The 13,213-nt window shown below is 64.1% G+C and carries 14 protein-coding genes; 11 read left to right on the top strand and 3 right to left on the bottom strand.

From position 1 onward, the window contains the following. Nucleotides 1-22 precede the first annotated feature (22 nt). Both gatD and BBD46_RS09580 read left to right on the top strand, forming a co-directional pair. Nucleotides 23-1,303: a Glu-tRNA(Gln) amidotransferase subunit GatD gene (gatD, locus tag BBD46_RS09585; protein WP_071401478.1), complete on the top strand. Its 1,281-nt coding sequence runs from the start codon at nucleotides 23-25 to the stop codon at nucleotides 1,301-1,303. A gap of 5 nt (nucleotides 1,304-1,308) precedes the next feature. After that, a complete protein-coding gene (locus BBD46_RS09580) occupies nucleotides 1,309-2,271 on the top strand; it encodes a GNAT family N-acetyltransferase (protein WP_071401612.1) in 963 nt (320 codons plus the stop codon). Here BBD46_RS09580 and BBD46_RS09575 read toward each other — a convergent pair whose 3' ends face one another. Next, complete coding sequence (locus BBD46_RS09575) at nucleotides 2,272-2,556, bottom strand: ubiquitin-like small modifier protein 1 (protein ID WP_071401477.1); 285 nt, start codon at nucleotides 2,554-2,556, stop codon at nucleotides 2,272-2,274. It abuts the gene before it with no gap. A 175-nt stretch (nucleotides 2,557-2,731) separates the two neighbouring features. Between BBD46_RS09575 and BBD46_RS09570 the strand changes: the two genes are divergently transcribed. The 3 genes from BBD46_RS09570 to BBD46_RS09560 all read left to right on the top strand — a co-directional run bounded on the left by BBD46_RS09570 (nucleotide 2,732) and on the right by BBD46_RS09560 (nucleotide 5,902). Continuing rightward, entirely contained in the window at nucleotides 2,732-3,913 is a 1,182-nt protein-coding gene (locus tag BBD46_RS09570; RefSeq protein ID WP_071401476.1) for an NAD-binding protein, read from the top strand. 109 nt (nucleotides 3,914-4,022) lie between these two features. Then, a complete protein-coding gene (locus BBD46_RS09565) occupies nucleotides 4,023-5,066 on the top strand; it encodes an ABC transporter ATP-binding protein (protein ID WP_071401475.1) in 1,044 nt (347 codons plus the stop codon). Then, complete coding sequence (locus BBD46_RS09560; protein ID WP_071401474.1) at nucleotides 5,063-5,902, top strand: ABC transporter permease subunit; 840 nt, start codon at nucleotides 5,063-5,065, stop codon at nucleotides 5,900-5,902. The genes BBD46_RS09565 and BBD46_RS09560 overlap by 4 nt, the downstream gene beginning before the upstream one ends. Nucleotides 5,903-5,951: 49 nt before the next feature. On the opposite strand, the gene deoC is transcribed toward BBD46_RS09560, so the two are convergent. Beyond that, complete coding sequence (gene deoC, locus BBD46_RS09555; protein ID WP_084777719.1) at nucleotides 5,952-6,653, bottom strand: deoxyribose-phosphate aldolase; 702 nt, start codon at nucleotides 6,651-6,653, stop codon at nucleotides 5,952-5,954. Nucleotides 6,654-6,724: 71 nt separating this feature from the next. On the opposite strand from deoC, the gene BBD46_RS09550 reads away from it, so the two are divergent. The 5 genes from BBD46_RS09550 to BBD46_RS09530 all read left to right on the top strand — a co-directional run bounded on the left by BBD46_RS09550 (nucleotide 6,725) and on the right by BBD46_RS09530 (nucleotide 11,016). Beyond that, on the top strand, nucleotides 6,725-7,774 hold the full coding sequence (locus BBD46_RS09550) for a ribose 1,5-bisphosphate isomerase (protein ID WP_071401473.1): 1,050 nt from the start codon (nucleotides 6,725-6,727) through the stop codon (nucleotides 7,772-7,774). Nucleotides 7,775-7,841: 67 nt separating this feature from the next. Next, entirely contained in the window at nucleotides 7,842-8,663 is an 822-nt protein-coding gene (locus tag BBD46_RS09545; protein ID WP_006653721.1) for a DUF63 family protein, read from the top strand. Nucleotides 8,664-8,695: 32 nt separating this feature from the next. After that, nucleotides 8,696-9,658 (top strand): carbohydrate kinase family protein, encoded by a 963-nt coding sequence (locus tag BBD46_RS09540; protein WP_071401472.1) that lies wholly within the window; start codon nucleotides 8,696-8,698, stop codon nucleotides 9,656-9,658. Nucleotides 9,659-9,798: 140 nt separating this feature from the next. After that, entirely contained in the window at nucleotides 9,799-10,098 is a 300-nt protein-coding gene (locus BBD46_RS09535) for a HalOD1 output domain-containing protein (RefSeq protein ID WP_071401471.1), read from the top strand. Between the two features lie 189 nt (nucleotides 10,099-10,287). Then, the gene (locus BBD46_RS09530; RefSeq protein ID WP_071401470.1) at nucleotides 10,288-11,016 is read left to right on the top strand and encodes a nucleoside phosphorylase; all 729 of its coding nucleotides are present in this window, start codon (nucleotides 10,288-10,290) and stop codon (nucleotides 11,014-11,016) included. A gap of 26 nt (nucleotides 11,017-11,042) precedes the next feature. On the opposite strand, the gene BBD46_RS09525 is transcribed toward BBD46_RS09530, so the two are convergent. Continuing rightward, nucleotides 11,043-12,167, bottom strand: coding sequence for a hypothetical protein (locus tag BBD46_RS09525; protein WP_253184534.1), 1,125 nt, complete (start codon nucleotides 12,165-12,167; stop codon nucleotides 11,043-11,045). A 131-nt stretch (nucleotides 12,168-12,298) separates the two neighbouring features. On the opposite strand from BBD46_RS09525, the gene BBD46_RS09520 reads away from it, so the two are divergent. Beyond that, nucleotides 12,299-13,120: an amphi-Trp domain-containing protein gene (locus tag BBD46_RS09520; RefSeq protein WP_071401468.1), complete on the top strand. Its 822-nt coding sequence runs from the start codon at nucleotides 12,299-12,301 to the stop codon at nucleotides 13,118-13,120. Nucleotides 13,121-13,213 lie beyond the last annotated feature (93 nt).

Raw genomic sequence — 13,213 nt, 5'->3', positions numbered from 1 at the left:
CGCCGACGCGCAACCCGTTCGTATGAATCCAGGCGATCACGTTCGCGTCGACCGCGCGGATCGCACGTACGAAGGCGTGTTGCTTCCCTCCAGCACGGACGAGCAGCTCGTGGTGAAACTCGAAGGTGGATACAACGTCGGTGTCGACCGAGACGGGGCCGACATTTCGGTTCTTGCGGAAGATGTGTACGAGATCGACGGCGACGCTGCTGACGACGCCGACGCTGACGCCGCAGAAGACGCTGCCGACGACGCCAGCGACGAAGTCGAGTTCGACGACGACCTGCCGACCATCTCGCTGATCTCGACCGGCGGCACCATCGCCTCGACAGTCGACTACCGGACTGGCGCGGTGACCGCTCAGTTCGACGCCGAGGACGTGCTGCGTGCCGTTCCCGACCTAGCCGGCCGCGCGAACTACCGCGGGCGCGTCGTCGCGAACATCCTCTCCGAGAATATGGAGCCGCCGATCTGGCAAGACCTCGCTCAGGCGGTCCACGAGGAAATCGAGAACGGCGCGGATGGCGTCGTCGTCATGCACGGCACCGACACGATGCAGTACTCCGCCTCGGCGCTCTCCTTCATGCTCGAGACGCCGGTCCCGATCGTCTTCACCGGCAGCCAGCGCTCGGCCGACCGACCCTCTTCGGACAACGTGATGAACGCCGTCTCAGCCGTCGAAGCCGCAAAGAGCGACTGCGCGGAGGTCCTCGTCTGTATGCACGGTTCCGAGTCGGACGACAGCTGCGCGCTCCACCGCGGCACCCGCGTCCGAAAGAACCACACCTCCCGCCGCGACGCCTTCGAAACCATCGGTGCAGAGCCACTCGGCACCGTCGATTACGACAGTGAAACCGTCAGCTTCCGCCGCGACTACCAGCAACGCGGCGAGGTCGACCTCGAACTCTCGGCTGCACTCGAGTCCGACGTGGAACTGCTGAAGTTTACGCCGGGAATGGATCCGGCCTTCCTCGACGTGGTCGAGGGTGCCGACGGGCTGGTCATCGAGGGAACTGGACTCGGACACGTCCACACGGACCTGATCCCGCGAATCGAGGAACTGGTCGCAGACGGTACGACTGTCGTTATGACCAGCCAGTGTCTCGAGGGTCGAGTCTGTGACCGTGTCTACGATACGGGTCGGGACCTCCTCGACGCCGGTGTCATCGAGGCTGGCGACACTCTCCCAGGGACGGCAAAGGTGAAGCTGATGTGGGCGCTCGCGAACGAGGACTCCGTCACAGAGACGATGCAGACCTCGATCGCCGGCGAACTGCAGGAGCGGTCGGTTCCCTGGGAGTGATCGCGATGTCAGTAGGTATTCACATCCGGCGAGCGACGCACGACGATTATGAGGGCGTCAAGGCCTTCACCGAGAAGATCTGGACGGACCGCGGCGGCGACTACATCCCGAAGGTCTACCACGATTGGCTCGAGGACGAGGACGACGATCACAAGAAGACGTTCCTCGCCGACGCCGGCGACGACGTCGCAGGGATCGTCCAGGCCGTGATGGTCTCGCCAGACGAGGCCTGGTTCCAGGGAATGCGGGTCAATCCCGACTACCAGCGTCAGGGCCTGAGCGGGCGGCTCAACGACGCCTGTTTCGAGTGGGCGCGCGAGCAGGGCGCAACCGTCGGCCGCGTGATGGTGTTCTCGTGGAACGCAGCGTCGCTCGGTGCAGCGCGAAAGAGTGGTCTCGAACCAGCGACCGAGTTCCGGTTTGCACATCCGAAACCCAACCCCGACGCCTCGGGTCCTGACACGGTGACGAACGACCCCAGTGCCGCCTGGCGGTACTGGACCAACAGTGACGCTCGCGAACACCTGAACGGGCTCGGCTACGCGCCGGAGGAGACGTGGTCCATGCGCGAACTCACGCGACAGGATTTCCTGGAGTTCGCGTCCGATTCAGGCGGCGAGAACGGGAGGACCGACGCGAACGATGCGATCAACGCGAACGACGACACCGAGGTCTTCGCCGTCGAACGCGACGGTCGATACGTCGGTGCCTCCTACCGACTCCGAACCTACGAGCGCGAGAACGACGACGGTGAGGATGAAACCTGGGCCGAGTACGGCGTCGGTGCCTGGGAGGACGTCGACGCAACTCGATCGCTGTTCGCCGCCCTCAGCCGCGACGCCGCTGCTCTCGGCGCTGATCGGACGCGAGTACTGATCCCGGAGACGGCCGCCGTCGTCAGCGACGCCTCCTACGCGGGTGCGACGATTTCCGAGGAGCCGGACTTTGTCCTCAGCGGCGCGCTCTAGTTAGCCGCCGCTGACCGGCGGGAATAACGCAAGTTCGTCGCCCTCCTCGAGTACCGTATCGAGTCCCTCCTCTTCGACGAGCACGTTCGTCCCGTTTCGCATGACGTTGATCTGCGATCGCAGGTCGCCGTCGTCGGTGAGGACGCGGTCGCCGACGGCGGGTCGGTCCGCGGTCAGTTCGGAGAGCGCGTCGTCGACGGTGTCACCGGCCGATGCGTCGACGGTGACCTGTTTGTCCCCGGCGCGTTCGGCGAGGTCTGCGAACAGTTTCCACTCCGTTGGCATAGGTGGCGATATCGGTGCCGAAGGCAAGTAGCTACCGCTCCGAGGTGTGCAGTAGCGCTGCCCTGTTGATCGAGGTGTTCTGTTGGTCGAGGTGTTCTCTTGCGTAACGGTTGCCCGACGGACCGTGACGGACGGAGACGCTTAACTACACCCAGGCTGGAACGGTGTGTATAGAATGGTCGGCGAACGGGTGACCGAACGGTTGCCGGAGAACTGGCGCTGGATCGTGACGACGCGCGCAGCCGTTGGCCTTGCATTGCTCGTCGCACTGCTGTCGGTTGCGACCGGTATCCTCAGAATTGACCAGGCGGCCGCCGACTTCGGCCCGCTCGCGCCACACGTTCCCGTCGCCGTGCAGAACGCGGTCGGCTTCACCGGAGCACTCACTGGCTTTCTCATGCTTGGGAGCGTACTTGCACTCAGACGCGGACTGCGGGCCGGCTGGTGGGCAACACTGCTCCTCTTGCCACTGACGGCTGTGCAGGGGCTCCTCCAGGCGAGTTCGTACTCGCTTCCGCTCGTCGTGCTCTCGGTCGTCTCAATGCCGACGCTGTTGTTGACGCGTCGGCGGTTCGACCGCTCGCTCTCGCTGACGACGACACAACTTGCTGCGGGCGGCGCGCTCGTCGGCGTGCAGGCCTACGGCACCTTTGGCGCGTACGCGCTTCGCGAGGACTTCGACGGCATCGAACACCTGCTCGACGCCTTCTACTTCACCCTGATCACGTCGAGCACCGTCGGCTACGGCGACATCGGCCCGACAACCGAAATCGCACAGCTGTTTACCATGTCCGTCGTCGTCCTCGGCGTCGCCAGCTTCGGTATCGCCATCGGGGCGCTCGTCGGCCCCGCAATCCAGGCCCGAATCTCAAAGACACTCGGAATTATGACCGATTCAGAACTCGAACTCCTCGAGAACCACGTACTCGTCCTCGGCTACGGGGACCTGACCGAACCGATCGTCACCGAACTCGCCGACGCCGACGAGCAGTTCCTCGTCGTCACCAGAGATGAAACGGCTGCGAGCGAGCTGTCAGAGCGTGATATCCGGGTTCTCTCCGGAAACCCGAGCGACGAGGGGCCACTCGAACGGGCGAAGATCAAGAGCGCACGCACCGTGCTCGTCGCGACGAACAACGACGCCGAGGACGCGCTGGCGGTTCTCACCGCCCGCGAACTCCGCCCGGACGTTCGCATCGTCACTGCCGCGACCGACCGCGAGAACACGGCGAAACTCGAGCGCGCCGGCGCCGACGACGTCATCAGCCTCGCCGAACTCGGCGGCCACCTGCTCGTCCGGTCGGCGCTCGGATCCGACGAGTCGCCTGTGGTTTCGCGGCTACTCGAGTCCGAGTAGCTCCAATAACTGCGTGCTGACGTGCTGACCCGGTGGGTCGCCGTTCCATACCTCTCTTTCTTTCAGACTCATTCGAAAATATATTGTCACTATAGCGGCGAGCACCAGTATGGTCCCCATCGAAGTCTCCGGGTTGCGAAAGGCGTATCCAGGCGGCGTCCTCGCCGTCGACGACCTCTCCTTTAGCGTCGACGAGGGCGAGATATTCGGCTTTCTCGGCCCGAACGGAGCCGGGAAGTCGACGACGATCAACATCCTCCTCGGCTACGTTTCGCCGACCGCCGGCAGCGCAACGGTGCTCGGCCAGGACGTTAGCGGCGAGTTCGCGCCGACCCGCGAACGAATCGGCGTCCTCCCCGACGGCTACAGCCTCTACGACAGACTAACCGCTCGCGAGCATCTCGAGTGGGTCATCCGAACGAAAGACGCAGCCGACGATCCCGACGCTATCCTCGAACGGGTCGGCATCGTCGATGCAGCAGACCGCCGTGCCGGCGGCTTCTCGAAGGGCATGTGCCAGCGACTCGCCTTCGGGATGGCGCTCGTCGGCGACCCGGACCTCCTCGTACTCGACGAGCCGTCGTCCGGTCTCGATCCGACCGGCGTTCAAGAACTGCGGGCGACGATTCAGGACCTCGCCGCCGACGGGACGACCGTCTTCTTCTCGAGTCACGTCCTCTCCGAGGTCGAAGCCGTCTGCGACCGCGTCGCCATCATGTCCGGGGGACGGCTGGTCGCGCTCGACGACATCGAGACGCTCCGCGACGACCTGGAGCAATCGTCTCGAATTCGGCTGGCACTCGAGTCAGTGCCGGAGTCGATCACCGCTGAACTGTCCCAACTACCTGTCGTCGAGGCGGTTGTACTCGAGGGGGCGGAACTCCGTGTCGACTGCCACGATGCAGCTGCGAAGGTGGACGTGGTCAGGCACGTCGACGAGCGGGCGACGGTCGCGGATATCGTCTCTGAGCCGGCCTCGATGGAGGAGTTGTTCAATCAGTATACGGGAGATGTGCCTGTCGGGGGCGGTAGTGGTGGTGGCGGCGGTGGGAGTGGTGGAAGTGATGAGAGTGGTCGCTGTGGGAGTAGTGACGCTACTGACGACGACGGAACTGCCGATGGTCGTCAGTCGTCCACGGAGGTGTCCGTATGAGTGCGCTCGACGTTGCTCGGAAGGACTTTCTGGACGCCCGTCGGTCGAAAATCGTCTGGCTTGCCGTTACCATCTACGCTGGTTTTGTCGGATTCTTCATGTTCATACAGAGAAGCCAGGTACGGTTTCACGACACTGCCCGCGAGGGTGTCGTTTCGGTTCTGGCCGGCGTCGCTACGATTGGCTCGCTCCTGATTCCCGTCGTCGCGCTGGTCGTGGCCTACCTCGCCATCGCCGGCGAGCGAGAGACCGGCAGTATCGCGTTCCTGCTCGGGCTGCCGAACACGCGCCGGGATGTCGTCGTGGGCAAGTTCGTGAGCCGAAGTGCGGTGATGGTACTGGGTGTTATTTTCGCCTCGCTCGTCGTCGCTGCCTCACTGCTCGCGCTGTATCCGGTCTTTCCGGTCGGAACGTATCTCGTCGCGATGGGAGTGATGGCACTCTACGCTGTCATCTACGTCGCCATCGCGATCGGTATCTCTGCGTCGGTCGCCAGTAAGGCCCGTGCAGCGGCCGCCGGCTTTGGTGTGTACGTCACACTCAACGTGTTCACACTGTTCGTCTCGGCTGGGTATCTGGTACGGCGGCTCCACGTAGACGTATTCGGCTTCGCCGAAGCGCCCATGCTGTACCGTTTTGTCTCGCAACTCCTCCCCAGCGAAGCGCTCTTTCAGATTACACGAACGATTGACGTTGACATCGCGGCGGGTAGTCTCCCGCCAGCCGACGCGCCGTTCTACGTCCAGCCGGAGTTTGCACCCGTGGTTCTCTGTGCGTGGATCGTCGCACCGCTCGCCGTTGGATACATGCGATTCAAATCCGCAGATTTGAGCTAATTCCCTCGGCACTGTTCGCCCTTCTCGTTCTCCGTTTCGTTGCCTCCCTTCACTCCGTCTCCGCCGTCGGCGCACCCGACAGAATCTCGACCCCACTCGAGGCCCCGATTCGCTCGGCCCCGGCCTCGACCATGGCCATCGCCTCGTCGTAGCTGCCGACGCCGCCGCTTGCCTTGACTGGCAGGTACTCGCTCATCAGTTGGACGTCCTCGATCGTCGCCCCACCGCTCACGGTTTCACCGTTCGCTCGTTGATCCTCCGGATCAACGCTCGCGAATCCGGTCGAGGTTTTCACCATCGCCGCGTCTGCAGCCACGGCGGCCTCGCAGGCTCGGTGTTTCTCCTCCTCGGTGAGGAGTGCGGTTTCGATGATGACCTTGACCGGAATCGGAACCGCGGCGACGAGTTCGGCCAGTTCGGCCCGGACCACGTCGTCCTCGCCGGCTTTCAGCCGACCGACGTTGATGACGACGTCGAGTTCGTCCGCGCCGGCTTTCCAGGCGTCGACGCCCTCGCGGCGCTTGATCTCGTGGGTCTGCTGGCCGTGTGGGAAGCCGATGACCGTCGCAATGGTCACGTCCTCGTGGGCTGCAGCGGCGTCCTCGACCGCGTAGGGCGGAATACAGGCGTTCATGCCGTGTTCGGCTGCCTCCTCCAGGACGGCGGCTACGTCGGCGGTCGTCGTCTCGGGACCGAGGACGGTGTGATCGATCAGCGGCGCGAGTTCGTCGCGATCCAGTTCGGGAGCCATAGCGGACCGACTCGTCGAACGATCAAAAACCCGCCCGATTACTTTTGGCCGGTGGCGTGTAACGGTATGACATGGACTCGGACCCGGACCCCGACCCCAACCACCCCGTCGTCGACCCGGCCGTCACAAGTACGGCCGACGACATCGCAGCGATGCGGATTCGCGGCGCTGCAACGATCGCAGACGCTGCCGCGGCGGCGCTCGCGACGCAGGCCGAACGTTCTGAGGCACCCGACTCGGCGGCCTTCGAGCGCGACCTCCGCGCCGGCGCACGCGAACTCTACGAGACCCGTCCGACCGCCGTCAGCCTGCCGAACGCCCTCCGATACGTCCTCCGCGGGATGGAGGGCGAGACCGTCGCTGCCCTCCGCGCGTCGACCATCGAGCGCGCCGACACGTTTCGCACGGAACTCGAGCAGGCCCAGTCCACACTCGGCGAAATCGGCGCGAACCGACTCCGCGACGGCGACGTCGTGCTGACCCACTGCCACTCGACGGATGCCCTGGCGTGTATCGAGGCTGCACTCGAGTCCGGCAAACAGATCGAAGCGATAGTCAAGGAGACACGTCCCAGAAAGCAGGGCCATATTACGGCGCGCCAGTTGCGCGAACTGGGTGTTCCGGTGACGCTGATCGTGGACAACGCGGCGCGGCGATATCTGGATGAGGCGGATCACGTGCTGGTCGGAGCCGACAGCATCGCGGCGGACGGGAGCGTGATCAACAAGATCGGAACGAGCGGGCTGGCGGTGAACGCACGCGAACGCGGTGTACCGGTGATGGTGGCGGCTCAGACGATCAAGTTGCATCCGGACACGATGACGGGGCATACGGTTGCGATCGAGATGCGCGACGAGCGAGAGGTGCTTTCGGCGGCGGATCGAGCGGAGATCGAGCCCTCCACTGAGATGCCCCGATCGGCTGCCGGAAACGGGACCGACGACGAAGCCAGTAGCGAGAACGAGAACCGGCTAACCGTCGAAAACCCCGCGTTCGACGTGACGCCGCCGCGATACATCGACGCCATCGTCACCGAACGCGGGCAGTTCCCACCCGAGAGTATCGTCACGCTGATGCGCGAGTTGTTCGGCGAGACGACGGCAGAACCCTGGGAGGAGTAGGTCCTGGCCGTCAGACGAATCGACACTGATCGGAAAGTGTTAGTTACTGGTGTCGACAGTAGGGGGTATGGTATTGCCTGAGGGTTTCGTCCTCCCGGCGTGGTACCTTCTCGTGCCACTTCTCGCCGTGCTCGGGGGTGTCGTTGCGCTGCTGTGGACGTTGGGGCCGCCAGTCACCGATCGGACGGTGCTTGCGTTCGCGCCGTGGATGCTGTTCGGGTCGACGTTGCACGTTCTCCACCGGACTGAGGCGTATCCCGACTCGATAGAAGTACTGTTCGCCGCGCCGAGTGTCTACCTGGTAACGGCGACGGTTGCAGGACTCGTCTGGGTGCTGTCGATTTTTCTCTACAGCGGCGGCCTGCAGCCGACGATCGAGCGGCCGCTCGGAACGGTCGGCACCGGATTCTTCGCCGTCTTCACGATGTTTCTGCTGTTCGAAAGCGTCGAACTCGGTACGTTCGAGCCGTTCTGGCCCGTGATTGCCGTCGTGATCTCCGGCGTCGTCACCGCGCTGGCCTGGCTCGTCCTCGGTCTCTGGTTCACTGACGTCGCAGCCGTCACGGGGGCGACGGGCGTGCTCGTCGTCTTCGGCCACGCGCTCGACGGCGTCTCGACCGCGATCGGTTACGACATTCTCGGTGCCGGCGAGGAAGTCCCGCTTTCGGAACTCATCCTCGACGCCGGCCACGCGCTGCCAACGGCCGAGTACATCGGCGGTGGCTGGCTGTTCATCGTCGTCAAAGTCGCGCTTGCGATGGTCGTTCTTGGTCTCTTCCGCGAGTACGTCGAGGAGGCACCGCGACAGGCGCGACTCGTGCTCGCGTTCATCGCCGCCGTCGGCCTCGGCCCGGGCGTACACAACGTGCTCCTGTTCGCAGTTGCCTAGACTTTTCTCATCCGCGGTCGTCGTTCCGATGAATGGTCAGGGTGCTCACTGCCGGTCACGTCAACTGGGACGTGACCCTTCGTGTCGATCGGCTTCCTGAAGCCGACTGTGAGTCCGCAATCCGCTCACAACACCGCTCCGGCGGGGGCAGCGCCGCGAACGTCGCCGCCGCACTCGCAAACCTTTCCCTCGAGACCGGGCTCATCGGCAGCGTCGGTGACGACGACAACGGCCTGCTCGCCAGTCGGGAACTCGAGTCCGCCGGGGTCTCACTCGACGGGCTCCGGGTCGTCGAGGGCGCGGACACCGCGGTCAAGTATCTGCTCGTCGACGACGAGGGCGAGGTCGCCGTCCTCGGGAACGATGGCGTCAACGAGGCCGTCACGCCCGCGGATCTCGACCGTGATCGGATTCGCAGCGCGGATCACGTCCACCTCACGAGTCAGCGACCCGAGACTGCCGGTGCAATCGCCCAGACGGCGAACGAAGCCGGCGTCAGCGTCAGCTTCGATCCAGGACGGCGACTCTGCGACCGCGACTACACCGACGCGCTCGCCGTCGCCGATATCGTCTTCGCGAACGATCAGGAGATCGCCAGCCTTCTCGAGGACGAGTACGTCGGCTCGGTGTTCGACGACCGGATCGTCGCCGTCAAGTACGGCGGCGACGGCGCGGAGGTCCACACGCCCGACGGCTCCTACGTCCACCCCGGATTCGACGTCGACACCGTCGACACGGCCGGCGCTGGTGACGCCTTCGCCGCAGGCTTCATCGCGACGCTGCTCGAGCAGTGTGCGGGCACGTCCCTCGGGTCCGAGGACGGAGCGGGTCAGTCGGAACCGTCAGCGCCCCCGGTATCGTCAATTTCGAGTGTCGATATCGAGCGGGCACTCGAGTTCGCAAACGCCTGCGGTGCGTTGACGGCGAGTGAAGAAGGGGCCCGTAGCGCGCCGTCGCTGTCGCGGGTGACGGACTTTCTCAGTACGAGATTCTGATCGCAAAATACGTCATACAAACGTCTGACGCCGATTACGGTGCCGTCGTGCGGTTCTCACCCCATGTTGTCTGACGGTAGCTATATGGGCGGCGCCGTTGGCCACCTGAATAGATAGTCACGGAGACGTGACGGAGAGACATGACAGATTACAGGCCACGCAACTCCCACGGATGCGAATTCGGTCGGCGCGTCCGGTACGACCGCACAGCATCGGAACCGCCGAGTATCGCCGTTGCAACGGCGCTGGCGCAGTACCGGGACGAGGACGTGACGGAGGCGAGTACCCGACTGTACGACTACGTCGACCCGGAAGCCCTCGATTCCCTCTTCGAGGCGACGAATATGGGACGCGAGCGGACCGTCGAGCAGGTGACGTTCCACGTCGGCGATGCCGTCGTTACGGTGCATCCCGACGAAGTACTCGTCGCCTCGAACTGACGGTCGTCGTCCGTCGTCCACAATCAACTCGGAAGCGTTCCGATCGCTTGCCGCCCGCAGCCGACTCGAATCTCATCTGATCGCTCGCCGCCCGCAATCGGCTCGAACTACCGCTGGTCGCTCGCATTTACGGCTCGCAGACGCCACATTCTCGAACCTTTTTTCTCGTCACCCGCGGAAGGCGACGGTATGGCAACGCAACCGCATCTGCTGGTCGACGAGGGAGACCTGACCGATATCGCACTGCTTCCGGGCGATCCGGGCCGTGTCGACCGCATCGCAGACCACTGTGACGAGGCCGAAACCGTCGCACAGAATCGTGAGTACAAGGTCGTCAACGCCACCTACGAGGGCCGAGAGCTGACGATCTGTTCGACCGGGATCGGCTGCCCGTCGGCGGCAATCGCGATCGAAGAGCTCGCGAACGTCGGCGTCGAGACGTTCGTCCGCGTCGGCACGACCGGTGCGCTCCAGTCCGGTATCGAAATCGGCGACATGGTCGTCGCCAGCGGCGCGGCGAAGAACGAAGGCACGTCGAAGCGCTACGAGGACGTCGAGTACCCGGCTGTCCCGTCGTACGACGTGCTCTCATCGCTCGTCGACGCCGCCGAAGCGAACGACGAGGACATCCACGTCGGTCCGATCGCCTCCGACGACGCCTACTACGCCGAAACCGACGAGGCAGTCGACGACTGGGAGGACGCCGGCCTGCTCTGCGTCGAGATGGAAGCCGCCGCAATCTTCACGCTCGCCCGCCGCAAGGGCCTTCGCGCTGGCGCAATCTGTACCGTCGACGGCAACCTCGTCGAAGGCACCCAGAAGGGAACCGACACTGAGGACGACGAACTGCCGGAGAAGGCAAAGAACAACGTCGCCCGCGCGATCGATATCGCACTCGAGTCGGCCACCGAACTGTAGCCGGTCGTCACGACGATTGTTTGGCGTTACTGTGCCGCGACCAGTTCAGTCGCGAGCGCCGTCGTCCGATCAGTGAGTCGCTCGGTCGTCGCGGACGCTTCCCGAAGCGTCTCGTTCATCGCCGAAAAGAGTCGCTCGAAGTCGACGGTCGTCGAATCGGCCGCCGACTGCTGCCACTCGCTCGTCTCCGCACTCGTCCGTCCACAGGTCGGACACGCCGTCGGTGTCACCGGAATCTCGTGCTCGGATAGACCACCGAAACAGCCGTGACACCGGCCCAGCCCCGCGGTTACCTGCTCGGCGAGCGAGACGAGTTTTCGAAGCGTTTCCTGTAACTCCGTTGCCGTCTCGAGAAACGCCGCGAGCGCGGGCGTCGGAGTACTGGGTCCGGTGTCGCCGGTTGCCGCTGGCGCATCGTACTCGAGTTCGTCCAGTCGCGCGAGTCGCTGGTCGACGCTGGCGATGGCGAGCAGGAGGGAGCGCCGGGTTGCGACGAACTCCTGTGCGGTTTCGGCGAGTGCGGTGGTCGGGTTCGACTGGTCGTTCTCGGTGTCTTCGGTGCCGTCGGTGTCTGTGCCGTCCTCGCCGTCTTTGGCATCTTCGCTGCCTCCGCTGTCAGTCTCGCTACTATCGTCGGCGTTGGAACCCGGTTCAGTCTCGCTGTTCGCTGCACCGGCGTCTGCGATCTTCGCCGGGAGCGTCGTCGTGAGTGAGGCAAACGAGGCGACGTCGGAGACGGTTTCTCCCTGTTGCTGGGTCGTCTCGCGGACGAGGGCGAACAGTTGCTCGCTCGTCGTCGTGGCTCCTGTGTCGGCGTCGGTCGGTACGTCGGTTTCTTGGAGTTGTTCGGCCCCCTCTAGTTCCTCGGTTATGGTCGCCTCTCCACCGTCGAGTATCGCTGCACACGAGTCGCAGACGGTCGCGAACGTGCTGCTATGTCCCGACTCGGCGGTTGCGTTGTCGTCGGTTCCGGTTCCCGCTGCTGCCACGTCGTTGACTGAAAGTACCCGCAGCGACGTGTCCTCGCCCGCTTGTCCACAGTGCTGACAGGTGTACTCGTCTCGGTCGAATACGACGGTCCGGTTCTGGTCCTGGTCCTGGTCCTGGTTCTGGATCTGATTTGCATCAACGCGGCGCTCGCGGGAAGTCACGAGCGAGCGAAGACAGCGCGCCGACAAAAACGCTCCGGCCTCTCCACGCTCGGGGTCCGGGTTCGGCGGCGATTTCCCGAACCCGGCACATCGCCGGCAACCGTTACGTCGATTACCGTCGTAGGACGTCTATGGACTCCGACGAGACACCTGCAGAGGCGTCCGACTCCGACCTCGGCCCCGACTCCGACTCGGACGACGCCAGCCCGGACGAGGTAGAGATCGAACACGAACACACCGTCGACCGCGACGCACTCGTCGCTCTCTTTCACGACCTCGCCGTCGCGATCGACAACGAGCGGCCGCTCCACCTCCTCGACGACGACCAGGCCGTCTCCGTGACGATCCCCTCGCGCGTCGACCTCGAAATCGAAATCGAACGCGAGTACGAGTCGGTTGCTGAAGATCAAGATCAAGATGAAGACGAAGATGGGGATGAAGATGAGGACGAGGACGCCAACACAGACACCGACACACCCACCGAAGCCGACGACACCGACAGCCGCCACACTGTCACCAACGAACTCGAGATCGAACTCGAGTGGGACGAGTCAGTCGACGACGTGAGTGTGCGGGTTGAATCACTGGAGACAGAAGAGGAGACAGAAGACGGGAAGGGAGAAGCAACTGAGCAGGAGCGAGAATCGGAATCGGAACCGGAACCGGCATCGGAGCCGGTCGTTCTCTCCCCGACTGCGGCTGCCGACTCACCCGACGACAGCGCGGCGACTGACGAGACTGGTTCAGAGTCGACAGCCGAACGCAGTCGAACGAGTCGCTTCGAAGTGTATCAGGATCGCGCCGACGAGTGGCGGTGGCGACTGGTGCACTGGAACGGAAATATCATCGCCGACAGCGGCGAGGGGTATACCTCTCGGGCGAACGCCGAGCGCGCGGTTCGTGGGGTTCGGCGGGCAGTTCCAACTGCGACGCTTGTCGAGACTGCCGAGTGAGCGGACGGGTCGAGACGGAAGTGACAAAACACGGAGAAAATGAAACGAACGGAAAAGGCCACGAAAGGACGGAATCGAACGGCCCAGAACGGA

Source organism: Natrialba sp. SSL1 (assembly GCF_001861355.1).
Lineage (GTDB): Archaea > Halobacteriota > Halobacteria > Halobacteriales > Natrialbaceae > Natrialba.
The sequence above is the reverse complement of the archived record's forward strand: the minus strand, read 5'-3'. Positions and strand labels throughout refer to the sequence as shown.